A 25,588-nucleotide genomic window follows, 5' to 3' on the forward strand; every position below is an offset into this window, starting at 1 on the left:
CACGCAAGATTTTAGGCTGGAAGAGTCCATCTGAAGTTTTCTTTGGGACAAAGTTACACTTGATTTGACAATTCGTCGGTTACGAAGACGATTTAAATGGTTACTAGCGTTAGGAAGTTTACTGATTGGTATCGGACTCATCGGGGGCTTGACCAGTGCCAATGCTGATTCTGGTGCCAGCGGCCACACCGTGTGGACTTCGATTGAGTTGGTGCCTAACCACGCAATATTAAAAGTTCACGGAACAGCACCAACAGGCACGCTCATTAACCTCACTGATACCGTTCCTCTGTATGATAATACTGGCAAAGTTGAATCGGTCCGACGACTTGCTAGGGGCTTCGAGAGTGAATCAGACCAAATCTTACTGAACTTAGATACTGGTAAAAGCTATTATCAAATCAATAAGACGGAATACCTCGATGCAGCTGATGTAGACTACGTCGATCCGTCCGGTGACACGACCACCACGACATTGACCATCAATTGCGTTAACCCAGCGAACACTTCCTTACAGAAGTTAACGTTTACGGTTGGCACCCAACAAGTGGCGGCCCTGATGGCCGAGATAACAACGGCCAAGCCCGCGGCTGACATTACGGGTTACAAACTAGATACGGTCGCACCTGCAGGAACAAATGAAGTCACCTACACTTACAATCCAACCGTGACCTTTAAATTTCAGGACGCCAGTGGTAATCAGCTGGCAGATGATGCGGTCGTCTCAGGTAAGCCGGGCGACAAGTACACCTTGCCGGACAAATCAACCGACGCGGCTTTCAAGGGCCTGACCTTAAAGTCCGTCAAAGGTGGCACGCCCACGGGTGTTTACCAGGATACGCCGCAAACTTTCACTTACGTTTATGGTAAGCCAACGGCCACCACTACTGGCACGAATACCGCTGAAGCAAAAGCTGCGCCAGTCACGGTGCACTACCAAACGGCCAATGGCTCGAAATTAGCCAAAGATACCGTCATTAACGGCACAGTTAATGCACCCTATCAGACCAAGCAAAAAGCCATCAAGGGGTATACCTTTGTCAAAACCATTGGTACGCCAGCTGGCAAGTTCACAACTTCTGCGCAAACGGTGACTTACGTTTATACCAAGAACGCAGCTACTTTCCAGCCATTCATGATCTACACCAAGCAGGGACTCTATCGGTACGCAAAACCAACATTTAAAGTTAGTCAACGCGATGCCCACGTGAAGGGCCTGCCACGAATCCAGGCCAAGACGTTCAAGGTCGTGGGAATTGCCAAGTCAATTCAAGGACGAACCCGCTACCAGTTAGCTGATGGAACCTACGTCACAGCGAAGAGCAACTTTGTGGCCAACCTATACTGGCAAGGCAAACACTATCAAAAACTAGTCGTATTTAATCCCAAAGGAACTTATGAATATCAACAGGCTACCTTTAGTCATGACAAACGCGTTAAACACTTAAAGAAAGGCACCGTTGTCCACGTTAAGCGGCTGGTTCGGCGGGGTGTCATGACCCGCTACCAACTAACCAATGGCACCTACCTGACTGGTAACAAACAATGGGTGTCCGTGAAGTAGCTCTAACAAACTAAAGGTTGAAAGTTCGAAAACTGTTATCAAGCCACGTTATCGACTTAAGATTAGTGCTCCACTAGGTAGCCGAGAGTGAGCCAAATTTGGACTCAGCCGTGGAATTTTTAAGTGACCTTCTTGAAAATGGCGACTTGAAGACGTGCTTTGCGGCTTCAAGCGAGGGACAAGACCGCTCTTTGGCTTGTCCCGTCCTTTCCACCGCGTTCCAGTCCAGATTTGGCGAACGGTAAGGCGACAATTTCCCGCTATATCTGACTAAACCCCAACACCCAATCCTTGTTGTATCAAGCATAGTGGGTGTTTCAGTACTTTCAACCTTTGGTAACAAAGACAAGCCGTCAACACTATTTGAAAAAGTAGTGTTGACGGCTTGTTTATTTTAATCGTCGCTATTTATGGGCCAATCCTTTAAGCTAAGGCACTCGTAACCGGCGTAACCAACGCTTTAAGCAACTGATCCGTAGTCTGCTTGCTGTGGAACACGACGCGATCCGCAAACAGCGTCGCGGTCTGCTGGGCCTTGTACACAATCTGTTGCTTGGCTCCAGTGGTTGCATCGGTGACGGTCGCCTGGGCAACCGGATCGCCGGCATCGACCATCCCGCTGCTCAACTGAGCTGGTGTCAATTTTGTCTCCACCTTGGTGCTCAAATTAGCCGCCTTCTCTTGGTACCAAACGCCCGCCTGACTGATGATCGGCGCCGCTGTAACCTTGGTTTCTAAACCATTAGCCAGTGACACTGACTGGTTTGCCAACGGCGTGTTCTCTAACTGGTACATTTCTTTCGTCTGCTTGATTAACTTGTTCATCGCGGAAAAGGTCGTGTCGCCACCGATAATGGTCGCAATCATTCGCTGACCATTGACCTTGTACGAAGCGGTATAACACAGCTTGGCACTCTCCGTAAAACCAGTCTTCAAGCCATCGATTTGGCTTTCCTTCTTATAATGGCTCTTACCCTTTAAACAACCATTTTCATTATAAATGGTGGTGCCATTGATTTTGGCTTCAGTCTGATTCGACATCTGCGTAATCTCGGGGTCCGCAGCCAACAAATGCTGGGCGACCAACGTGATCGCCTTAGCGGAAACTAAATTTTCTTCCTTCTTGCCAGTATTGGGGAGAACCAAGTTGTAATCCTTCAAATCTCCGTTATCTAACCCAGAAGAGCTAATGAAATGGGCCTCGATGCCCCAGTCCGCGCTCTGTTGATTCATCAGGGCGACAAATTTAGCATTATTGCCGGCCACGTACTCTCCTAAGGCTGTTGCGGCACTGTTCGATGAAGCAATCATGGCCGCAGCCACCAACTGTTTCACCGTAAACTTCTCCCCGGTCTTCATCCGTAGAGAGGAGAATTCATAGCTGTGACTCAGCTTTAAGAGGTCGTTGCTCATTGGCACATCATCGTTCCAACCAATCTTGCCATCATTGATGGCCTTAACCGTCAGATAAACAGTCAGTAATTTTGAAAGTGACGCGATTGGGTATTTCTTATCCGCATTTTGTTGGTAGAGTACCTGGCCACTCTGGGCGTCCATGACGAACGCAGCCCGGGCTGGGACCTTAGAAACGGTCTTTGTGGCCGCATTTGCGGTCACACCACCACCCAAGCCAATTACGGTCAGGCCAACGATAGCGGCCTGCCATAACCAGCGTTTAAATTTTTGCACGAGCGTAAACGCTCCTTTCAAGATAGTAAGTTGTATATATTATACAGAAAGTTTGGGCCCATGGGGTGACAAACCGCAATCTTGCCCAAATTTTAACCTATTAAAAATGTATTTGTAAAAAAAGTTGGCCATAACCCTTGACCATTTGTGTTTACAGTTGTAAACTAAACTCATTAATTAAGATTACAATTGTAAACGAAAGGGAGTTGTATCTATGGCAGCCACAGAAGTAGCAGTCACCATTTCCGACGCAGAATGGCGGGTCATGCGGATCGTTTGGACCCTCGGTCAAGCCGATAGCCGGACCATCATTGATTTATTAGAGCAACAACACGACTGGAAAGCGGCCACCATCAAAACCTTGATTGGCCGGTTGGTCAAGAAGGGCGCCTTGGCCACAGCCAAAGATGGACGCCAATTCATCTACACCCCGAACATTGACGAACAAACGGCAATGGACACGGCACTGCAGACTGAGCTCGATCAGATGTGTGCCATGCACCGGGGAACTGCTCTAGCGCACGTGTTAGAGCAGACCGAACTGAGTCACAACGACGTTCAAGAATTACTGAACGTCCTGAATAAGAAATTAGCCACAGCGCCAGCTGAAGTTGCCTGTGACTGTCTACCTGAAAATTGCGAGAGGAGTTGTGAATAATGAAAGAAACTGAGATGCACAACATGGACATGCACGACGACATGGCGGGCATGAACCATAGTCAAATGAACCACAGCCAAATGAACCACGATGAAATGGCCCACATGGACATGAGTAACATGGATATGAGCGACATGGATATGGACATGGGCGACGGTCACATGATGCACATGGGTAACCTGAAGCGTAAGTTCTGGGTCTCCCTCATCCTCATGATTCCTGTGATTCTGATGTCCCCCATGATGGGCGTTAAACTACCTTTCCAACTCATCTTCCCCGGTAGCGACTGGGTCGTTGCCGTGTTAGGTACCATCCTCTTCTTCTACGGTGGTGGTCCCTTCTTCAGTGGCGCCAAGGCTGAGCTTCAAATGAAGCAACCTGCCATGATGACCCTGATCAGTATGGGGGTCGGCGTAGCCTACATCTACAGCATCTACGCTGTGATTGCCAACAACGTCTTCCACGTGACACCGATGGTCAACAATTTCTTCTGGGAACTCTCCACCTTGATCGTCATCATGTTGTTGGGTCACTGGATTGAAATGAACACGGTCATGAACGCTGGTTCCGCCGTGGACGCTCTGGGAAAATTACTTCCGCAAGAAGCCCACGTCGTCGACGAGCAAGGTAATCTAACCGACGTTAACCTAAGCGACTTACAAGTTGGCCAAACGGTCTCCGTCCGGGCTGGTGAACAAATCCCAGCCGATGCCGAGATTATTTCCGGGGCTTCCGACGTCAACGAATCACTGGTAACTGGTGAATCCAAGGCCGTTAAGAAGGCTGCTGGTGACAGTGTTATCGGTGGGTCCGTCAACGGTACGGGAACCTTTACCGCGAAAGTCACGGGAACTGGGGACTCCGGTTACCTAGCGCAAGTTATGAAACTGATCAACGACGCCAAGAGCGCCAAATCTGATTCAGAAAATCTGGCCGACCGGGTCGCGGGCTGGTTATTCTACGCCGCCCTCTTTGTTGGGATTCTGTCCTTCATCATCTGGCTGACTGTGGCCAACTTGGCCGTGGCCTTGCCAGTGGCCGTCGCCGTCTTCGTCATTGCCTGCCCCCACGCTTTGGGCCTAGCTGTACCCCTGGTTGTGTCCCGGAGTACCGCAATTGCCGCCCAAAACGGCTTATTGATCCGTAACCGGAATGCCATGGAACAGGTTAACCACTTGAAGTTTGCTTTGATGGACAAGACGGGAACGTTGACTATGGGTGAATTTAAAGTTAATCACCTGGTCAGCTTCGACAACCAACGCTCTGAAGACGACGTGCTGAGTCTGATGGCTAGTCTAGAAAAAGGCTCTAGCCACCCCCTTGCCACCGGAATCTTAACTGCTGCAACGACCAAAAACTTAAGCTTCACAACCGCTAGTGACACCCACCAAGAGACTGGGTTGGGCCAATTCGGAACGGTTGCGAACACCACTTACGGGGTCGTGTCCGTGAACTACTTGGAACAAAACAACTTAAACTACGACCGTGACCAATTTAGCCAATTTGCTGCTGAAGGAAACTCCATCAGTTATTTGGTTGCTGGCAAGCAGGTCTTAGGGTTAGTCGCTCAGGGTGACCAAATCAAGTCCGCCGCTAAGATGCTGGTAACCGCCCTCAAGAGACAAGGGATTACGCCCGTTATGCTGACTGGGGATAACCAAGAAACGGCAAACAAAGTGGCTGCTTCCGTTGGTATTGACGACGTCCAAGCCCGCTTGCTACCAGAAGACAAGGAACGCCTGGTTCAGAAGTACCAAGAAACTGGGAAGGTCCTCTTCATTGGGGACGGGGTCAACGATGCACCTAGTCTGACCCGGGCCGACATTGGGATGGCAATTGGTTCTGGGACCGACGTGGCCCTTGAATCCGCCGACATCATCCTAGTTTCCAGTGACCCGGCCGACGTGATCCAGTTCTTGGACCTCGCTCGCGCAACGCAACGGAAGATGACCGAGAACCTCTGGTGGGGTGCTGGGTACAACCTGATCGCCATTCCACTGGCAGCCGGCGTCTTAGCTCCCATTGGCTTCATGTTGAACCCCATGGTTGGGGCAATCATCATGTCCTTCAGTACCATCATCGTAGCCATCAACGCCATGACGTTACGGATTAAGAACGTTCCTGCTGAATAGCGGACCTTATGGGATTTGCGGAATTTGCCGTCTCCGGTCGTCAGGAGGCCGCCTGCTGTGGGGACCGGAGCAAGCCTGAGAGCGGTCTTGCTCCTCGACTTGACGCCTTGGTAAAACCCACCAAGGCGTCAAGCTCGTCCCACGCTATAAGTTGGCTAAAAACCGCCAACTAACACCGTTGTCACAGCTGGTGTCCTCCTGACAACCTGCAGCTAGGTTACAGATTCTACAAAATTTTAGACCCACTTTCCCTTTCCTAATCATTAATCATTTAAATGGCCCAGATAAAGAGCACTGAATTCATCTCCAATTGTGGAGGTGAATTCAGTGCTCTTTTAAGATCTATTTAGGTCGTACTGCGACGACGGTGAAAAAAGTTTACCAGTTTCCGACTGTTCATCGATAAGATCATAACGGCCAGGATAATCAGCGTCCCACCAACCAAATCAAAACCTGTTAGCTGAACACTCAGGAAAATAACCGAGAAGACCGTTGCCGCCAGCGGTTCAAAGGCGTCCAACAATGTGGCCGTTGTCGGTAAGATGTAAGCCAAGCTGTGAGCGAACATTTGGAAGGGAATGACCGTCCCGAAGACGATGATGATGGCCACTAACGTCCATTCAGTAGCTGTGACGGTCGTGTGGAATTGCCAAACGGGTTTAACAAAGTTCAGTGACAATCCCGCAATTAACAGGCCCCACCCCGTGACGGATAAGGAACCATACGTTGAGAACAGTGGTCGTGGCAGCAACGTGTTGGTTGCCACCCCGATTGCTGACAGGAACCCCCAGAACAGGACGACCGGCGAGATGGCTAACGCATTGACGTGGCCGTGCGTCACAATCAAAAAGGTCCCGACAAAGGCAATGACCATCCCCACACTCTCTGGCCGGGTCGGCTTTGTGTGTTTGAACAAGAAGTAGTAGATACTGATGATGAACGGTCCTAAGAACTGAATGATGGTGGCAATTGGGGCGTTCCCAAATTTAACCGCTTCAAAATAACACAACTGAACGGGAACCATCCCCAACAAGCCGTAACTAACGATTCGACCAGCCGTGTTTTTGTGCTGCCACAGCCGCATGGGCTTAGCACCAATCAGCTGAGCAATGATCAGCAGAACGATTCCCGCCGTGGTCATCCGTACTTCTGACAGCCAAAGTGCGGTTACGTGTGTGTTTAGGGTAAACAGACTGCTCGCGACCACCCCAGAAATCCCCCACATCATGCAGGCTAGACTGGCTAGCAATACCCCTCTTAAATGATGTTGTCCCGTCATGACCGTTCCTCCTTGAATTTATGTATACTTTATCTTGAAATGTAGCCGTCTCCGGTCGACAGGAACTCCACCCTGTGAGGCAGACCTGGGGCCTAAGAATCGGTCCCCAGGGCGACTTAAAGCCTCAAAGAACGAGTCTTCAAGTTCGGCCAGTCCTCTAAGTCCGGAATTCCACCAGACTAAGACGACATCCACTGGGTTACGTCCCTGTCGACCTGCGACTACCTTACGTTCAAGTAATCAATCTATTAATTTGTTTTTATTTTAAATATCTTAATCATAAATCACATTTTTATTGATAATGATTAATGACACATATAGTTTTTCGTCTCGTAGAACTCATAAGACACTATCATAGCCGGCGGTTGCCAAGGATGGGGTCCGCCGTGTCGCTGGTATTGGACCGAGTGATTTGCTCGGGGCAACACCAGGGGACGTGTTTCAAGACCCACACGATTTTTAGTGGGGCTTAAAACCGAGCCGGAAGCCCGCTCTTTGGCTGAAGGCGGCCCCACAGCGGGCCCTATCCTTGACGGCCGCAGGCGACCTTAGTTCTGCGCCTGAATAACTAACCCAAAAAATTCCACAAAGACCATTATAACAAAGGTCAGACCCGTGACCAGCACGTTTCCGGAAAACTTAGCCGATTATCATTTTCTAGTCAAAAAGGGGACCGCCCAAATGACGGTCCCCTTAGCTCTATACTTATCGTTTTGGTCGGACAATGCTTAAAAACTCGGCGAGTGCCTGTGGGTCAGTCAACTGACGGTTACACTGCGCGCTGTCGCGGCAAATATAGTTACCGTTACGCGTGTAGGTCCCCAGTCCCGACTTCTTGGTCGTCGACACAAACAACGAAACGTTCCCAATCGTCTGGCAAATGGCGCAAACACCCTTCACCACTTGGGGGGCGAGGTCACCTTGAATGCCAATTAAGCGATCCTGGTACGGTGCTACCAGATACTTCTTCTGGCTGCCACCGTCGTTCCACCCTAGATAGGTCAGTTCGTGTAAGTTTAAGTCCGCCCACTCTGGCTGCTTAAGCTTCTTCACCTTACGAAACAGCTTACTCAGTTGCTTAATCGATAGCTCCGGAAAAGGTACGACTAAGGGTTCTAACGTCGGCAGTAGCTTGGCCGCTGCGTCCCGTGATAAACGATCTGGTTGTAACCGTCGCAAGAATTCCTGGCTAATTGGTTCCTCACTAGGAAGTAGTGGCGTAATGCGCTCCAACGTCGTCGCCCGAACGGTATCCCGCATCCGTCGGTCGTTGATTGATAGGTAAGCACTGACCAGGTCATTGACCTGCTGGGTAATATAACTGTATTCATAGGTGGTAATTGTCGGTTTCATTTTTTATTTCCTTTCAGATTCAAACCTGACACTTCTCTGAAAGGTTTTGCAGAAAAGTGTCGCTAACTAGCAGCACTTTTCCGTACAAATAACGATGCCATCATCGTCGATCATCTCCTTGTCCTCAGCTTTGATAGCCGAAGTGCTAATAAGTATACAAAATATTTTCGTGGAAGGCAAGCCGTCGTTATCGCCTGTATTGATTCCAGCAAAAAGGACTCAGAACTGTCCGTTCCAAGCCCCTTGATACCGACCCAGCTCCCGAATCCGTGTCAGTAACTGTTGATGGTAGTCGCTCGACATTATCCGTTATTTCCTTGTAAAAGCTGAGTATAAACCCAAGACATCCGAACTTAGCCGCATGCCTTTAACGTTATTTTACCCAAAACCATCTACTAAGTGCCCGTCCCCCTTCCTGGTTGGCACAGTTAGAAAATTAAGCCCCACAACCTTGTTATCCTAATAAATGTACACGTTTACAATTCATCCGGATAAATGCTATACTAATGGGCAACAGGAGGTATCCCCAATGAAAACTGAAAAAGAAAAATTTCTCGCTGGCGAGCCCTACAACATCATGGACCCCGAACTCGCCGCTGATGAGACCAAGGCACGACGACTCTGCAAGGAATTAAACGAGTTAGATGATACCGCCACTCAGGAAAAAGACTACATCATCCGCCAGCTCTTTGGTTCCGTCGGTGAACGTCCTTGCGTGCAACCCAACTTCCGCTGTGACTTTGGCTATAACATCCACGTCGGTGATGACTTCATGTGTAACTATGACAACGTCATCTTGGACATCGCACCAGTTACCATTGGGGATCACTGCATGATGGCGCCCCACGTCCAAATCTACGCCGCCTACCATCCCCTTGACCCAGCAGGTCGCGATGCCTTCATTGGCCTGGGCAAACCCGTCACGATTGGCGACCACGTCTGGATCGGTGGCGGTGCCGTTATCTTGCCCGGCGTCACCTTAGGCAATAACGTGGTCGTGGGGGCCAATTCCACGGTCACCAAGTCCTTCGGTGACAACGTGGTGATTGCCGGTAGCCCCGCCCGCGTGGTTCGTGAAAACGTGCCAAATACTGATACCGCGGATATCTAGAACATCCCTCACTAAAAAATAAAATTAAAAAAGTGTTCTCCGATTCATAAACAGACTGTCTATGAATCGGAGAACACTTTTTTCAGTACAGTTGGCGTGACGAATTGTCAAACCAAGCGCAACACTTTATCAAATAAAATTTCTTCCGGGGTACGATAGTCTAAAACTCTTTTAGGTCGTCGATTTATCCGATTCTGGCACTTCAAAACTTCCTCTAGGTTGTGACCGTTGAGGCTTTTCCCTTTAGGAAAATATTCTCGAATTAACCCATTGGTATTTTCATTGGTTCCACGTTGTTCTGGCGAATATGGATCCGGCCAGTAAATGGTCACTTGTAACTCATCGCGAATATCTGCTAGTTGTAAGAATTCAGTTCCGTGGTCCGGCGTAATTGAGTGGATAAATTCCTTAGGAACACGGCTAAACATGGCCAATAGAGCCTCGTTTATTGACTCAGAATTCTTACGCAATGCCTTAGTAATCAAGGTATATCGTGTTTTACGATCAACGGCAGTCACTAGAACTTCTTCACCAACTTTTCCTTGAACTGTGTCGAGTTCCCAATCCCCGATGCGACGACGTTCATTAATGAACGTCGTCGCTCATGGATGGAAATGTAGTCTACCTTAGGTTCACGATGTTTACGGTCACCTGGACGATGCCGTTGGCGACCTCGGTGTCTTAACTTGCACCGAATACCAGTATCTCCATGAGAAGTAAAAGATTGGTTGAGGTTATGTTGCTCAATGTGGCGGTAGATAGTATTGTAGCTAACAAACGTTTGGCCCTCTAATTTCAGACGATTGGCGATCTGTTGTGGGGACCATTGGCGTTCCCTGATTAAATAGGCAATTCTTGAACACAGTTGAGGTAGCTGATCAAGAAGTCGGGGTTTGTGGCTATTTCGGCGTCGTTTTCGATAATCCTTTTGAGCCTCAGATGGTGAATAGTGCCCATTCAAACGACCTAATTCTCTCGAAATTGAACTAGGTGAACGCCGTAACTTCAAGGCAATCCCACGAATTGATAATCCTTTAGCCGAAAGTTCTAGAATACTTTCTCGTTCATTTATAGTAAGATGGTGATAGCTCATAGCGAGTACTCCTTTGCTTTTCTTGGTCGTTAAGTAATTGTACCCGCTATGGGTTTTTTTATTCAATTAATGTTGCACTTCAATTGTAAATTCGTCGTAGCAAAAAAGAGCCCAGGTTTTACCCCAGACTCTCCGTGATTAATCTGCATTTAAGCGGTCCACCCAAAGTAAACCGGAATATCAATCTCGCCCTTCGGTGAAATCGTTCCCTTGTAAGTGGTCCCATTGATGTCAAACGCAGCGACTAACTTAAAGCTCAAGGTGGCTACCGGCGCAATTGACTTGGTGCTTAGCACCTTGCCAGTGGCACTCCGCGTCGTTTCCTTGACTGCCTTACCATTCTGATAATCGTAAATCATCGTTTGGCTGTTTTGTTGTAGCAGTACGACTCGCTGAATTTGCCCATTGGTCGTCGCAATACCAATCTTGATGTGCGCCGCCTTATCCAACGTGGCCACCTTAGTGGTTGCCGTCGTGGCATTGCGGTTGAGCTCGCGCGTCATGATGTTCGGGTACGTCCCCTTGACCACAGCGCTCTTCGGTAACCAGCCAATTGCCTTACCAGCGGCCGTCTCGAAGTATAGGTACTGCTTCTTACTGGTCGTGGTCAGTGACTGAATGGCGTAGAGCGTCCGGTAACCGTACGTGGTACCGTAATGATTGGCCGCCGTCGTGCCGAGTGACTTGGCCGGCATGTCCCAGAAATCATGGGTCGTGGTTGGCGTCCAGTAGGCCGTCTTCTTGACCGACTTCATCTGACTGATCTGTTGGTGAAATTTCAGCTTGCTCAGTGCCACGTAACCGCCCACCAATTTGGACTTCTTGGTGGCTGTCGATCCAACAATCGTCCCGTGCGGCAGCTTCTTAGCCGTGACTTTGGCCAACCGCACGTAACGCTTGCCTTTGACCGTCATGACCTTATCCACCGTCCACTGCTTCGTCCGACTACGTTCGGTCCCCAAAACGGTGCTGTGCTTATAAGCCGCGCGTGGATAGCTGTACACCTTCGTGCCAGTCGACTTAAACGTAAAAATCCGATGCTGCGGGTAGGCTGGTAATGTCACTTTTTTGGCGGCGCTGGCCGTCGTTAAGCCACCCCAAAATACCAGTCCCAAAGATCCCGCTAAAATGAATTTAACCCATTTAGTCATGATTACCTCCTAGTCATCACTCAACCTGTGCTTACTCTCCAAGATTAACATGCTAAACTTAACATTACATTAGAGGTTTTGACCCTTTTCCCAAACCGTCTTAGATAACAAGAGGCCGTGCTTAACCAGATCATCAAACAATTGGTGCGTCCGCTTAGAGACTTCACCAGCCGTTTCCAAATTGCTCTTAGTCAAGAACTCAGTCGTGTCACCACTAACAGCTTCATCAGTTGCCGCAACCCGTTGCCGACCATAGGATTGGCACCCTTCGCGGAAGGCGTTAACTGCTTCAACGTATTCATGGAAGTGGGGCTCAATGATAACAGAGAGCGTCTTGTTAAGCCAGTAAACGTTCTCGACATCGACCGCCGTCGTTGTATTTTTGTAATCTTCCGGCGTGTCGTTGATGTTCGTAAAGAATGGCACGTATGGTGCGTAGGCGAAGAAGCCCATGGCAATCCATTGAATGGCTGCCCGGTCGGCTGGAACATCGTTTCTGATTTGGAGAATCGATGAGCATTGGTTCCGGTCCATCGCGATTGGCCGGAATTTCTTCTGGTCATCGGCTGAACCAGAGGCAAAGGTTCCAAATGGATCATACTTCGTCCCGTTGTAGTGGGAAGACAGGAAGAATTGCACGTCTTCGATGGCAATCTTCTTGGCTGGCTTCCGCGTGAATGGCATGTCTTGGTCAGTTGGCTGTTGATCCTTGATTTCAGGATTGAACAGGCTTTGGCCGTACCAAGTCCGTGGCGTGTTGTAGTACGCGTCATCCTCGCCGTGAGTTCCGAAGATTTCACGGAAGTTAAACGTGTCTGGATTAGGATTCAAATGATTCTTTTTAACAAAGTCGACCAGGTCCGTGGCCACTAAAAAGTTGTCGGGATCGTTGAGATCAACTTCTTGCATCAGCGTCTGGTTAGGTGCAATGGCGTAGGTATCTTCTGGTAAGCGCATCGCCGCCCAGTGATGACCACCGGCCGTTTCCAGGTACCAGATTTCGTCATTGTCGTTGAAGGCAATACTGTTGCTTTCACCGGTCCCGTATTTTTCTAGCAAGGCACCCAAGCGTTGGGCCCCTTCCTTAGCAGTCTTGATGTATGGCAAAACTAAGGTAACCATGGCTTCTTCGTTGATACCATCGTTCACCAATGGGTCGTAGCCCAAGACACGGGCGTTCGTTGCGGTGGTTTCGGTCGCACTCATACCAACATTTAATTCATTGATACCAGCTTCTTCGTATTGACCATCACTCTGGTCGGCCTGAGGCGTCCCCGTATAGCGGTAGGCGTGGTCGGGTAACGGTACATTTACGCCGGTAACGATCGACGTAAAGGATTCCTGCGATTGGTCCATTGCTGGGTGGACCACAAACTTGATTGGGTTGACTGGACCGTAACCATCTTCGTTACGTGCCACAATCGTTGAACCGTCCATACTGGCGGCCTTTCCCACTAAAATCTCTGTACAATCGGAACTCTTCTTCAACATTATTGTGTTCCGCCCCCTTTATTCCTTAAGTATAAGATTATCAGGTGCTAAGGGCCACCCATTTTTAACATTTTGACGTTTTAATTATTTCAGATGAGAATATTTGGTTGTCGAGGATACTGGTAAAGTGACTAGGACTAGGACCAGCATTAGCCAAATTGCCGCTTCCGGTTGTCAGGGTGGGCGTCTGCTGTGGGGACCGCTTTCGGCCTGAAAAGCGGTCCTCCAGCTCGACTTGAAGCTTCGCACAGCCCACGAATCTTCAAGCTCGTCCCGTGGCCTAGACTCGGTCAGCCCACCGAGTTAACGCCACCAACACAGCCGTCACCCGCCCTGACAACCTCCAGCTACGTTGGCTCACTGAAAGCACATTAACGTTCACTATGTCATAGTCATCATCAACGTTGACTAAATCACAACTGATAGGCCGACATCTTAAAATAGCAACCGACATTCTTCAACAAAAAAACCGGCCATTCCCAATTAAGGAAATGGACGGCTATCGTTTACAAACTTTCAGTGAGACAAGAAACCACACCGTTACCCGTAGCCAACCAACCGACGATTTGAGCCGGAGGCAGCTAGGGGGTGCGCAGTGTCGAGCCACTTAGTCAGCGTTTTTAGCTGGCTTAGTGGCTGGGTCGTCTTTGGGCATTCGCGGGTTAGGCGAAGGGCCAAGGCGCCCCGGGAGACCGCTCTTTGGCTCCCGGGGGTCGTCGCCCCACAGCACAACTCCTAGCTACCGCAGGTGATAACAAAAAAAACCGTCCACTCCCAAACTGAGGAAATGAACAGCTATCGTTTACAAACTTTCAGTGGAACAAGAGACCACACCGTTACCCGTAGCCACCCAACCAACTATTTGAGCCGGAGGCAGCTAGAGGTTGCGCAGTGTCGAGCCACTTAGTCAGCGTTTTTTGCTGGCTTAGTGGCTGGGTCGTCCTTGGGCATTCGCGAGTTAAGCGAAGGACCAAGGCGCCGCGGGAGACCGCTCTTTGGCTCCCGGGGGTCGCCCCACAGCGCAACCCCTAGCTGCCGCAGGCGGCCAAGATCAACGACCGATCTGTTGCTCACGCGTAACAGTGGTGGCATCGATGCGATGACGGATCCATTTGGCTAATTCAGTCACCAACAAGACCACGATTCCAGCAACGATTGGAATCCCCCAACCATAGTGAAAGTTCACGCTAGTGGTATGGAAGACGCCCTGCATGGCTGGCCAATAAATAATCATGGCCTGGAGCGCCATCAAAATCGCCACGATAACGAAGCTCATCTTGTTGCGGAAGAAGTACTTGGAGAAGACGGGGTGGTCATTTTGCAGGTTGAAGAGGTAGAAGACCTTCCCGAAGATAATCACGTTCAGCGTCATGGTACTCCCAATCACCGCAGACAGCCCCTGGCCCGTCAACAAGTCGTAGGCAAAGATTCCCAGTCCGGAAATCAACAACGACACGTAAGTCACCTCAAACATGTCGAGCTTAGAAAGAATTCCCTGCTTAACATCCCGTGGGCCCCGTTTCATAATGCCACTCTCGGCCGGTTCGAAGATAAACGCAAACTGAATCGTCAGAGCGGATACCATGTTGATCCACAGCAATTGGGTTGGGAACAGTGGTAACTCTTGATCCATCAGAATACTCATAACCACAATCAGGCCTTCAGCGAAACTGGTTGGTAACAGGAAGCGAATCGTCTTGCGAATGTTATCGAAGACGTGGCGACCTTCCCGGACCGCCCCCAGAATCGAGGTGAAGTCGTCATCGGCCAGCACCATATCGGCGGAGTCCTTGGCAACGTCGGTTCCCCGAATCCCCATGGCAACCCCAATATCAGCCTGTTTCAGGGCGGGCGCATCGTTGACCCCATCACCGGTCATCGACACCACGTGACCGCGGGCCTGTTGGGCCTTCACGATTCGTAATTTGTCAGCCGGTGTGGTCCGGGCAAAGACGGTGTACTTATCAATTTGACTGGCCAACTGTTCATCGGTCATTTCAGCCAGTTCAGGACCGGTAATGGCCCGTGCCTGCTCGGATAAATTCAGTTGCCGGGCAATCGCCGCGGCCGTTTCGGGGTCATCCCCGGTAATCATCTTCACCTTGATACCCGCGTACCGTAATTGCCGAACGGCGTCGGCCACACCGGGACGTGGTGGGTCAATGATACCGGCCATCCCAGCTAAATGGAAGTTCTGACCAATGACTAAGTCATCAACCTCAGTCGCGTCGTCAGCCACTGGTTGGTACCCCAGCGCGACGACCCGTTTACCCTGCCGCGTTAACTGCGACAAACGTTCCTGCCAAGCGGCTTCGTTCACGGATTCACCCTGCGCCAGCATCAGTTGGGTCAAGGTTTGGGGCGCCCCTTTGACTAACAGATAACGTTGGCCGTTATGATCCACTAACCGGGCCGAGTAACGAATAGCCGAGTCGAATGGTCGGGAATCAATTTCTTGTGGATCTGGGTCAGCGCCCACCAACTTGTGATACAGGGCCGTTAATGCCCCATCGGTCGGTTCACCAGTTAGAATCCACTGGCCGTCTTCCTCATGGAATTCGGCATCAGAGGTCTGCCCAGCAATTTGGACCAACCATTCTAAATCCGCATCCTGACGCCAGTTGACGTCCTGACCCTCATCATTTTTCACCTGACCAGTCGCGTCGTAGCCCACTCCGGAAACGGTGTAGGTGTCCTGCGCCGTCAAGATGTCCGTCACAGTCATTTCGTTCTTGGTCAGTGTCCCGGTCTTATCGGTGTTCACAATGTCGACGGCGCCCAGTGTTTCCACGGCGGGCAACGTCTTCACAATCACATTTTGTTTCGTCATCGCCTGAGTTCCCATGGCTAACACGACGGACGTGCTGGCGGGTAACCCTTCTGGCATCGACCCCACCACCATCGTAATGACGGCAATCAGTAAGGTTGGCAAGCTGTACACGTGGGTGATCATCCCCAGGATAAACAGCAAGACTGCTGCAATTAAAATGGCGACGGATAACCCTAAACCTAAACTATTGAGGTTTTTCATCAATGGGGTGGTCTGTTGCTTAACTTCAGCAACGTTTTGTTGGATATGACCAATTTCAGTTTTGGCCCCCGTCACGGTCACGATTCCCCGTCCGGAACCATTGGTCACGGCGGTAGAAGCAAACGCTTGGTTCGTGCGTTCGGCCAATGCCAAATTGGCCACGTTCAAGGGATCTTCTCCCTTTTCAACTGAATCGGTCTCACCGGTCAAGGCGGACTCTTGGATCTTTAAGTTATCCGCGTCAATCAGCCGGAGGTCAGCGGGCACGGTGTCCCCCGCTTCCAACTGAACGATGTCTCCCGTCACCAGCTCGCGGGCTGGTAACGTAATTTTTTGGCCATCACGAATGACGACGGCCTCGGAGACCAGTAGTGCCTTGATTCGGTCCAGAGCGTTATCCGCTGAGCGTTCCTGGAAATAGCCAATAAAGGCGTTGGCGACGATGACCAGTCCGATAACAATGGAATCGGAATAGTGATGCATAAAGAAGGTCATCAGGGCAGCTGCTGCCAAAATGTAGATGATGGAGTTGTTAAACTGCTTCAAGAAACGTAAAAGATTGGATTGTTTCTTGGCAGTCAACTCGTTGGGGCCATTTGCCTTCAGCCGTTTCTGGGCTTCAGCGGTGGTCAGTCCCTCGTCTTCATTCGTGGCAAATTCAACAAGTAAGGACTCAGTCGAACGCTGCCAAAGTGGCGGCTGCTGGCTGGGTCCAGGGTCAGTGGTTTCTGCTTCTGTGTTCGTTGGTGCTGTTACTTCTGGGTCTTGTGCCATGTAATAAGGTCTTCCTTTCTATCTGTGACAACGTCTGATTAGCGGTCGGGAATTGGGTATGCAACGTACGGTTGGTGCAAGGCGTCCACCTCCAAATCATCTTTTTTAAGTTAATTAATTCTACCAACTTTCCAGGAAGAATGCACTTCATTAGAAGCTTTGCAACATAACTTTAATAATAGGGTGAATGGATAACGGTTACAACTAAACGAAATCCTGTAATTCTGCCGCTAACTTGGTTAGGATGAACGTAGCCGCCGCTTTAAACTGGTAGGCCTAATTGATTGGCGACAATGACTTGCCGCACGTACATAACACATTAATTAACTAATCAACGCAAAGGATGACCACGATGAAAGCTTGGACAATTACGGGACCCGGTCCCCATTCTCTAGAAGAACTTCAGTTACAAGATATTCCGGAACCCCTGCCAGCCGCCGATGAAATCAAAGTACGGGTCCGGGCCGTGGGGCTCAACCCCGCCGATTACAAGGTCATTGAGAGTGGCTCTTGGGACGATCCCCACGTTGTCGGCCTGGACGTGGCGGGCGAAGTCGTCGCCATTGGCAGCAACGTCAGTGACTGGTCCGTGGGTAAACGCGTGATGTATCACGGCGACCTCCGCCGTAACGGCAGCCTAGCCGAATTCACGGTGACCACGCACCTCAGCGCCGCTCCCATTCCCGACAGCGTTAGCTTTGAACAAGCGGCGGCTAGCCTCTGTGGCACGTTGACGGCCTATCAAGCGTTCTATCGCAAAGCCAACCTGTCCGAGCTCCCGACCGTCTTGATTCACGCCGGTGGCGGCGCCGTGGGGTTAGCCGCCCTCCAGTTCGCCCGTGACCTCCATTTACCCACGATTACCACGGTTTCTGCACGCAAACGACCATTGGTAGAACGGGTCGGGGCCGGCACCATTATTGACTACCACCAGACCGATGTCACTCAGGCCGTGATGAAAGCCACAGCCGGTCGAGGCGTTGGCCTCAGCATCAATACGATTGGCGGGGAGTCACTAGCAGCCGACGTGGACCGCATGGCTTACAACGGTCAAATCATCGCCATTGGTGATGGCATGCCCGCCCACTTGGACTTGAATGCCAAGGCCCTGAGTATCGCCCGGTCCGCTCTCGGCGGCGCCTACCGTTCTGAGAATCCCACCGAGATTGCCGACCTGGGCCTAATGGCTGGCGTGGTCGGCCAAAAACTGGCTGCCGGTGAATTTGACCCTGTAATTGACCGCGTTTTACCCTTTAATCAGGCAGCCACGGGGCTGAAGCTCCTCAAACACGATGAAAATTTAGGAAAGTTAGTCGTTCGGGTTTAACCTAAGCTGGCCCGATTGGGGCGCTTTAGCGTTGCCCCAACACCGATTCGTTTACAATATGCGTGGTCATTAAAACACTTCGTTAAAATTGTAATATTACAAATTGCCAGAATTGCCCGCAGGCCTTGATTTCTCTGTTATAGTAAAGATGTCGTAAAACAATTGCTTAACAAACTGACGACAAACTAAAGCTTTTTTGGTAGCAGTTGTCGAAGTACCCGGAAAATGCTTCGATACTGACTGTCCCCAATTAAATAGTTAACCTGATTGCATCAGACTAAATCCCAGTTCGATTCAATCAGGTTAATTTTTTTGTCTCAAATTTTTGGTTGTGCACGATTAATCTTCGTGTACCGGACAAACCGAACATTCAATGGATCTCATCGCAAAAGCGGTCATGACTAAATGTCATGACCGCCATTTTATTTTGATCATCGCTATTCTGGCCCCACCAGATCATTAGCCTACGCGACCCACCACTGATCCTCGGTTGGCAGGTAGACCCACCCCACGCGCCGCACATCCACACTGAGCTCGTTTTGGCTAGACACCGGGAACCCCGACATGCTCAGCATGCCAACGTCCGCTACGACTGGCCGATCAAGACTAAACGAAATCGACTTCTCTGCTCGCCAATTACTAGCATCGGGCGTCAACCGGCTAGCGACAGCTGGTAGCGGTGAATGGTACCCGGCCACGTATAGTCGCGCACTAGTCTGCGGCGTTAGCAAGGCTAAGCCCGTCAATACCAAAACCGTGCCCGTGACCCCCTTACTGGTGCGGTCAAAGGTCACGCCTAGTCGAGCGTTGGCCAACAACCAGCCAGTGAGCAAGGTCAATGCTGGCAACACCGGTGCCACGTACACGCTGACCTGCTCGTTGGAAAGCAGCGTTAGCACCAATAATGCCACAGAACTGATAACCCACGGGCGTTGCCGCCGCGCAAATCCCGCAACAATCACTAGCCACGGCACCAGCAAAAGTAGCAATTCACCAACTGACGCCACCACCGTCACAACGTTCATCCCATTTAGACCATTGAAGACGACCCAGCCAACGGTTCGTAACCACCAAAAAACATAAAAACCAGCGGTGATTCCCCACCGCTGCCAACTTATTCGCTTCATTAATTTCCCCACTCCAAAGTTCCCCATTTGTTTAATCGTCGACGTCTCGCTCAGTCGCCAGTACTTTCCCGGTTGAAGCGTCGAGTGTCACTTCGTGGTAAGCCTGGCCACTTTTGACCTTCACTTCCCACTGCGCCTGACCATCCTCTCGGTCCAAAGACCAGGAAATAGCGTGGCCGTTGACCTTCTTAGTCGCCGCCCGAGTAATGGCCGCTAATGATTGCAGCTGATTCGTGTCAATACCCTCCTGCTTGCGAGCCACCCCTTGATCCTCATCGGCGTCCAGCTTTTCCTGACGGACATGACGTTGCTTGCCGTTTTGCGCATCAACTGTCAGCTCGTACTCACGGTTACTATCCACCCCGGAAAGCCTGTACGCATACCGCGTCCCATTGGGCTCCAAGGAAAGCTCCGTCACAACGGCCGCGTTCCCAAATTCCTGATGAAACTGGCGGATGGCACCCTCGACGGTAACCTTGATTTTTTTCTGAGCATCGCCAATTGCCGCGGTATCCGCTAGCTTACTGGAACTAGCCTCGCTAGAGGAACCGGCTTGTTTAGTCGCTGATTGGCTGGCACCACAACCGCTTAACAGTAAGCTGGTCACCAGCAGCGTTAATCCTAGTTTACCCATAACCTTTTCCTCCGTTGATTAGTAAAACGGTCTGCAATTAATAGCCTAAGTCTACCAATCTCCTTTAGAAATAGCCATCAGAACCCCCTAGTCCTTGGAATCTTCAGAAGAATTTAACGTACTGACTAAGTGTTGAAGAACCCGCACCAGATCGGCCCGTTCCGTGTCGGAATAGCCAGACAAACGCTGACGCAGAACGGACTCCCGGGCAACCTTAATCTGCAACAATGCCCGTTGACCCTGCGGACTCAGCGTGATCCGTCGAACACGTTGGTCGCGCCGCTCTACCTCCGTGAGCACGCCTGCTTCTACCAACTTATCTACCTGCCGGCTAACCGACGAGTGGTTCCGACCAATCTGATTGGCCAGCTCACCGATACTGATTTCCGGTTGCCGCCCAACCCGCACAATGATCGGCAGTGCAACTGGCTCTAGAGAAATGCCTGCCCGTTTCAACAAGTCCCGATCCTGGTTTGGTTGATTAAAAAACGTCACGATTTCAAATATTGCTTCAAAAATTTCATTATCCATAGTTGTCATTATACCAGAAGCATGCTAATATGTGTGCATATTGCACCTATGAGATTTCTTACTAAGGAGACGCTCCCATGACTAAAAAAATCGGCTTAATTATTGGTTCCACTCGGCCTAGCCGCATCAGCCCCAGCATCGCTAACTGGCTGCAACAAGCTGCCGCACAACCTGAGCTGAGCATTGACCTGATCGACTTGGCCAAGATCAACCTGCCCTTCCTGGACGAGGTAGCGATGCCCTCAGACGGCAACTACGCCCTGGCCCACACCAAACAATGGAGTCAGTTGATTCAGGGCTACGATGGCTTTATTTTGCTCTTTCCACAATACAACTGGGGCTACCCCGCTCCCCTGAAGAACGCCCTGGATACGCTTTACGCTGAGTGGCGTGGTAAGCCGGTCAGCCTGGTTTCCTATGGTGGTCACGGTGGCTTTCAAGCCGCGTTGGGCATGCAGCTGGTTGTCCGTGGCTTGAAGATGCCAATCATGACGAATAACCTTCGCATCGACTTGAAGAAGCCTGATCTGACCGAGGATGGTCAATTCATCAACCCCGCCCAGGCACTCGCTCCTTACGCTTTTGACGCCCAACAACTGGGTGCTGAATTCGTGCATCGTTTGGCAGAATAATTTCTCAAGAGTACGGCTGGTAGCGCACAGGTACCAGTGGCAATCCTAATTCTCAGTGATTTAAAAATTGGTTCTAGAAATCTTTAAGTGATTTCTGGAACCAATTTTTTTGTTTGCCAATTTCAAAACCAATTACGTAAAAGGCCCCAACGTTAAGTCGCAATGTCAGCTGCTGGAAAGGCCTTGTAAAACCTGTCGCCGTTCTTCAAACGATGTACCCCTAATGTACTTGCTACCATGCCACCCTGGCTGGTTTCAAATGGTACGAGTATGTTGTAGTAAACCAGCACTCTTTTCCCGGAATACATACTATATTCTTTATGTGATGTCCTTATCGGAAAGGCAAAGACTGCACTAATTGGATGACCGTTCTCCAAAATACACAAACGAACTGCATTCGTTGGCGTGTATGGCAGAAAAAATACAGGTAATAACACTACTACCACAATTAACGCTGTCCCCAGTCGCTTTAAAATCTTTTTTCTTCCCTTTTTCTCTGATTCTCTCACATTACACCGTCCAAATAGCCAGTCTTTTTGATGAATAAAATGTTCCACTAATCATCAATACATTTACTCAAGTAATCTTGCACTTAGCTCACCCTGGCTCGGGAATCGAATAAGCAATGTTAAATAGCAAAATTCTAATAACGTGAAAATAGACGACCTCATAACTGCCGCTAGAATCCAAATATGACTGATCAATGCCATACACCCGACCAATATGATACTTTCCTAGCAGATACCGATTATCCGCAGCACTTGCTTTACTTACCTTAACGCTCATCGCAATCCGCGGATGACCTGTTAACAAAATCGCCAATTTAACAGAATTACTTGGCACGGTTAAATTAATGAGCAATAGAACGGCTAGCAACTCAAGCGTCTTTCTAAAGAATCCAATCCGCTGCCAATGATTGCGCATGCGTTCTCTTAAATAGTTATCCTTTAATCCCATCCAATTCATCCCATCCCTACAGCGGTTCAATGATGTTACAACCCCTATGTATCTAAACATATTCTTAATGGTTTTATCAGTCAATGGTAATTCAGACAAAACCTAATTCCGGTTAGTTATCTTATAGCTAAATTAACTACAAAACGACCCCAAGGTTAGCTAAAAGTTCTAATCCTGGGGCCTGGTCTTATTCAAATTAATTTTTCTAACTTACCGTTCAGATGCGATCATCTACGTTGAACATGCCACCTAGACTGCGGGTAAAGTTACCCTTGTTTCTGATCCCGCAAACGCGTCATACCGACAAAGTCATCCGTGAAAATACCCGCCACGTGCTTCGCAAATAGCTTTTCTGCCAAAGCCGGATCATCCACCGTCCAAATCCGTTCTGCCACTGGTACATCATCTTGGTAATGGCTCAGGTGGAGCCCACTCAAATGCTCATTAGCCACGAATGCCGCCGCATTCACCACCGGTTGATCCGTGAGCCAACAGTACGATTCATCTGGTGCTAACTGCTGACACGTCTTCAAAGTTGGGAGATGGAAGGACGAATAGATAACTGGGTGCCGCAATGGTGTGGCATTGACCATCCCCATCACAATTTTTTCAATTCCCGGGTACTGAATATTATTCGTCTTAAATTCCAAATTCAGTTGCACGTCCTGGTTGCTAACCAACGTCAGAAACTCCGCTAGCGTGGGAATCAACTCGCCCGCTGCCAACTGAAAGTGCCGCAACTCCGCCAGCGTATAATCTTGAATCAAGCCAGTACCGTTGGCTGTGCGGTCGATTCGTTCATCGTGCATGATGACGGGCACCAGGTCCTTCGTCAGTTGGACGTCAAACTCAATCCCTTCAATACCATGCGCAACGGCATATCGAAAACCCGCTAGACTATTCTCTGGAAATTTTGCGGGGTACCCCCGGTGACCAAACACAACCGTTTTCTCTGCCATACCTATCCGACTCCCTAATCTTGGTCGTGACTCGACCAGCTCATTATTTTTTATTTTCCCCGCCATTATACCGCGCTGACTTTCTGCCATAGAAATTAACCATCAGATGCGACGCCTTACCAAGCACAGCTTTGACTGGCAAGAAATATCTACAACTGTCAATTTAAGTCTACTCCTAATATTTCAAGAATCCGTATCGGTTCCGTACAAAGAACGTAAATAAAACGACCTTGCAGCGGGGGTCGGGTCCGTTGCAAGGTCGGGTAATACCATATTAAATGAATACTGAAGGTTTTTAAAAACCAGTTAGTCTTGTGATAACAACGCCGCGATATTCTAGTAGTAATCTTTCACCTACCGCCCGCCAAATAAGTCTAGACTGGTGTGGGCGCGCCTGAACCCGTAGCCGTCATGAGTGGTGCGAGTGAATTTTCAATCGTCATACAATCAAAGCCGGAGGCGGCCAGGGATGGCGCCGGCCGTGAAGGTGGTGTTGACTGGTGGTGTTCCAGTTTACAGCACGGGCGACTTTGAAGACACGGGGTCTTCGTGGCTTCAAATCGAGCGAGAAGCCCGCTCTTTGGCTGAAGCGTCCCCACAACAGGCGCCATCCCTGGCCGCCGAAGTGCGCCTAATTTAACGGTATCAGTAGGTCACTCTAGTCCGCACCCCACACGTCGTCAGCAATCTCCTTCACCAGCTTCAGCTTGGCCCACTGCTGGTCTTCCGTCAGCTCATTGCCCTCCTCAGTAGAGGCGAAACCACACTGCGTGGAAAGCGCCAGATTGGCTAGCGGTACTTGCTTAGCGGCATCCTGAATCCGTGCCTTAACGCTAGCCACGTCCTCCAACTCCGGAAACTTAGACGTAATCAGGCCTAAAACTAAGCGCTTATCGGGGTTACCGTTCCAAATCCTTTTGAGTGGCGCAAAGCTCCCAGCCCGTTCATTGTCGTACTCCAGGAAAAGACCGTTGTAGTTTAACTGCCCTAGGTAATCAGCGATATCATCGTAACCACCTGAGAACAGGTACGTCGACTTGAAGTTGCCCCGACAAATGTGCGTCGTGACCGTCAAATCTGCCGGCAGCCCCGCCAGCAATTGGTTGATGACCCGCACGGCATCCTCGGCTAAGCCCACATACTTTTGATGCGCAGTGGCATCGCCCTGTGTTTCGTGCAGCTTGCTGATTAAAAAAGCCCAAGTCGTATCATCAATCTGTAAATAACGACAGCCTAGCTCATAGAAGTGTTGAATCGTTTCATGATAAGCCTTAGCTAAATCATCCAGGTAGGCGTCCCAGGTCTCATAGAATTGATGCCAGTTGTCACTCCGATTATCCCGAAAAAGCATGGTGGGTGACGGAATCGTCTGCTTCACCAGCACATCAGCTGGTACCAAGCTTTGTAAATACTGGAAGCTCTCAAAGAACGGGTGGTCCGGGTTAAACGCCACTTTGCCAACCAAATCAGCGTTATCGGTCCGGGTCTTACTGCCATGAAACTTATAACTTTGTTGGTAATCGTAGTGCCCCACCCCCGTTAACCCCCAGAGAAAGTCCAGGTGCCACCAACTGCGGTTAAATTCGCCATCGGTGATGGCCTTCAGGCCCAGCTTGACCTGAGCAGCAGCGATTCGTTTGGTCTCGGCCCGCTGAACGGTCTGTAACTCATCAGCGGTAAGTTCACCCTGGGAAAATTTCGCCCGAGCTTCCTTCAAAGCAGTTGGCCGTAATAGGCTACCCACAACATCGTAGCGGTAAGGGAATTTCGTTTGCGTCGTTGTTGTCATATTATTTCCTCCTAGAATTCACTGTCGTCTGGTACGTCACTGTTTTGGATGAACCGACTAAATCGTTCGACTGGCAACGTGTTTCGCTCACACTACCAGCGTCAGTTTGCCAGTGCCTGCTCAGCGTGCACCGCTAAGCAGTCGAGGGGATTAGGCGACGGTCAAAATGGCCGTTGCCAGTCCAGCGATATAACGCGGGTCCACCCACCTTTCTAATCTATCAGGTCACAATAAAAACCACCCGTTAAACGGGTGGTTTTCTCGAGGGCTATAAGCCCTGGGTACCGGCCAGCGTCTCAAGGCGCT

The 25,588-nt window shown here is 50.0% G+C and carries 19 protein-coding genes and 1 pseudogene; 6 read left to right on the plus strand and 14 right to left on the minus strand.

From position 1 onward, the window contains the following. The first annotated feature begins 64 nt into the window (after positions 1-64). Positions 65-1,564, plus strand: coding sequence for a MucBP domain-containing protein (locus tag EKM87_RS10925; RefSeq protein ID WP_125684710.1), 1,500 nt, complete (start codon positions 65-67; stop codon positions 1,562-1,564). Between the two features lie 423 nt (positions 1,565-1,987). Here EKM87_RS10925 and EKM87_RS10930 read toward each other — a convergent pair whose 3' ends face one another. After that, positions 1,988-3,253, minus strand: a complete 1,266-nt coding sequence (locus EKM87_RS10930) for a D-alanyl-D-alanine carboxypeptidase family protein (RefSeq protein WP_125684712.1) — start codon at positions 3,251-3,253, stop codon at positions 1,988-1,990. A gap of 214 nt (positions 3,254-3,467) precedes the next feature. Here EKM87_RS10930 and EKM87_RS10935 point away from each other — a divergent pair, with 214 nt between their 5' ends. Both EKM87_RS10935 and EKM87_RS10940 read left to right on the plus strand, forming a co-directional pair. Beyond that, a complete protein-coding gene (locus EKM87_RS10935; RefSeq protein WP_125684713.1) occupies positions 3,468-3,911 on the plus strand; it encodes a CopY/TcrY family copper transport repressor in 444 nt (147 codons plus the stop codon). A 95-nt stretch (positions 3,912-4,006) separates the two neighbouring features. Next, positions 4,007-6,043, plus strand: coding sequence for a heavy metal translocating P-type ATPase (locus tag EKM87_RS10940; RefSeq protein WP_164506495.1), 2,037 nt, complete (start codon positions 4,007-4,009; stop codon positions 6,041-6,043). Between the two features lie 346 nt (positions 6,044-6,389). On the opposite strand, the gene EKM87_RS10945 is transcribed toward EKM87_RS10940, so the two are convergent. Together EKM87_RS10945 and EKM87_RS10950 are read right to left on the minus strand one after the other, a co-directional pair. Beyond that, positions 6,390-7,322 carry a DMT family transporter gene (locus EKM87_RS10945; RefSeq protein WP_125684715.1) on the minus strand — a complete coding sequence of 311 codons (933 nt, stop codon included), beginning with the start codon at positions 7,320-7,322 and terminating at the stop codon, positions 6,390-6,392. Positions 7,323-8,027: 705 nt separating this feature from the next. Then, positions 8,028-8,675 carry a FusB/FusC family EF-G-binding protein gene (locus EKM87_RS10950; RefSeq protein WP_125684717.1) on the minus strand — a complete coding sequence of 216 codons (648 nt, stop codon included), beginning with the start codon at positions 8,673-8,675 and terminating at the stop codon, positions 8,028-8,030. Between the two features lie 529 nt (positions 8,676-9,204). Here EKM87_RS10950 and EKM87_RS10955 point away from each other — a divergent pair. After that, positions 9,205-9,786 (plus strand): sugar O-acetyltransferase, encoded by a 582-nt coding sequence (locus tag EKM87_RS10955; protein ID WP_125684719.1) that lies wholly within the window; start codon positions 9,205-9,207, stop codon positions 9,784-9,786. Between the two features lie 107 nt (positions 9,787-9,893). Here EKM87_RS10955 and EKM87_RS12725 read toward each other — a convergent pair. The 4 genes and pseudogenes from EKM87_RS12725 to EKM87_RS10975 all read right to left on the minus strand — a co-directional run bounded on the left by EKM87_RS12725 (position 9,894) and on the right by EKM87_RS10975 (position 17,326). Continuing rightward, positions 9,894-10,879: pseudogene (locus EKM87_RS12725) on the minus strand (IS30 family transposase). A 149-nt stretch (positions 10,880-11,028) separates the two neighbouring features. Further along, positions 11,029-12,030: a GW dipeptide domain-containing protein gene (locus EKM87_RS10965; protein WP_125684721.1), complete on the minus strand. Its 1,002-nt coding sequence runs from the start codon at positions 12,028-12,030 to the stop codon at positions 11,029-11,031. Between the two features lie 69 nt (positions 12,031-12,099). Beyond that, entirely contained in the window at positions 12,100-13,518 is a 1,419-nt protein-coding gene (locus EKM87_RS10970) for a C69 family dipeptidase (protein WP_125684744.1), read from the minus strand. Between the two features lie 1,054 nt (positions 13,519-14,572). Beyond that, on the minus strand, positions 14,573-17,326 hold the full coding sequence (locus EKM87_RS10975; protein ID WP_125684723.1) for an HAD-IC family P-type ATPase: 2,754 nt from the start codon (positions 17,324-17,326) through the stop codon (positions 14,573-14,575). Between the two features lie 352 nt (positions 17,327-17,678). Between EKM87_RS10975 and EKM87_RS10980 the strand changes: the two genes are divergently transcribed. Next, positions 17,679-18,653, plus strand: coding sequence for an alcohol dehydrogenase catalytic domain-containing protein (locus EKM87_RS10980; RefSeq protein ID WP_164506493.1), 975 nt, complete (start codon positions 17,679-17,681; stop codon positions 18,651-18,653). Positions 18,654-19,117: 464 nt separating this feature from the next. Here the strand turns inward: EKM87_RS10980 and EKM87_RS10985 are convergent, their stop codons facing one another. From EKM87_RS10985 to EKM87_RS10995, 3 genes are all read right to left on the minus strand, one after another. Continuing rightward, complete coding sequence (locus EKM87_RS10985; protein WP_125684727.1) at positions 19,118-19,780, minus strand: hypothetical protein; 663 nt, start codon at positions 19,778-19,780, stop codon at positions 19,118-19,120. A 31-nt stretch (positions 19,781-19,811) separates the two neighbouring features. Beyond that, positions 19,812-20,414 (minus strand): PepSY domain-containing protein, encoded by a 603-nt coding sequence (locus EKM87_RS10990; RefSeq protein WP_125684729.1) that lies wholly within the window; start codon positions 20,412-20,414, stop codon positions 19,812-19,814. An 87-nt stretch (positions 20,415-20,501) separates the two neighbouring features. Then, positions 20,502-20,945 (minus strand): MarR family winged helix-turn-helix transcriptional regulator, encoded by a 444-nt coding sequence (locus EKM87_RS10995; protein WP_125684731.1) that lies wholly within the window; start codon positions 20,943-20,945, stop codon positions 20,502-20,504. Positions 20,946-21,022: 77 nt separating this feature from the next. On the opposite strand from EKM87_RS10995, the gene EKM87_RS11000 reads away from it, so the two are divergent. After that, positions 21,023-21,577, plus strand: coding sequence for an NADPH-dependent FMN reductase (locus tag EKM87_RS11000; protein WP_125684733.1), 555 nt, complete (start codon positions 21,023-21,025; stop codon positions 21,575-21,577). A gap of 152 nt (positions 21,578-21,729) precedes the next feature. Here EKM87_RS11000 and EKM87_RS11005 read toward each other — a convergent pair whose 3' ends face one another. The 4 genes from EKM87_RS11005 to EKM87_RS11020 form a co-directional block, all read right to left on the minus strand. Further along, positions 21,730-22,086, minus strand: coding sequence for a hypothetical protein (locus EKM87_RS11005; protein WP_164506494.1), 357 nt, complete (start codon positions 22,084-22,086; stop codon positions 21,730-21,732). Positions 22,087-22,174: 88 nt separating this feature from the next. Continuing rightward, positions 22,175-22,543, minus strand: coding sequence for a hypothetical protein (locus tag EKM87_RS11010; RefSeq protein WP_125684737.1), 369 nt, complete (start codon positions 22,541-22,543; stop codon positions 22,175-22,177). Between the two features lie 257 nt (positions 22,544-22,800). Further along, positions 22,801-23,493 carry a glycerophosphodiester phosphodiesterase family protein gene (locus EKM87_RS11015; protein ID WP_125684739.1) on the minus strand — a complete coding sequence of 231 codons (693 nt, stop codon included), beginning with the start codon at positions 23,491-23,493 and terminating at the stop codon, positions 22,801-22,803. Positions 23,494-24,151: 658 nt separating this feature from the next. Then, positions 24,152-25,282, minus strand: a complete 1,131-nt coding sequence (locus EKM87_RS11020) for a vitamin B12 independent methionine synthase (RefSeq protein WP_125684741.1) — start codon at positions 25,280-25,282, stop codon at positions 24,152-24,154. Positions 25,283-25,588 lie beyond the last annotated feature (306 nt).

It is taken from the genome of Levilactobacillus yonginensis (assembly GCF_003946265.1).
GTDB classification, from domain to species: domain Bacteria; phylum Bacillota; class Bacilli; order Lactobacillales; family Lactobacillaceae; genus Levilactobacillus; species Levilactobacillus yonginensis.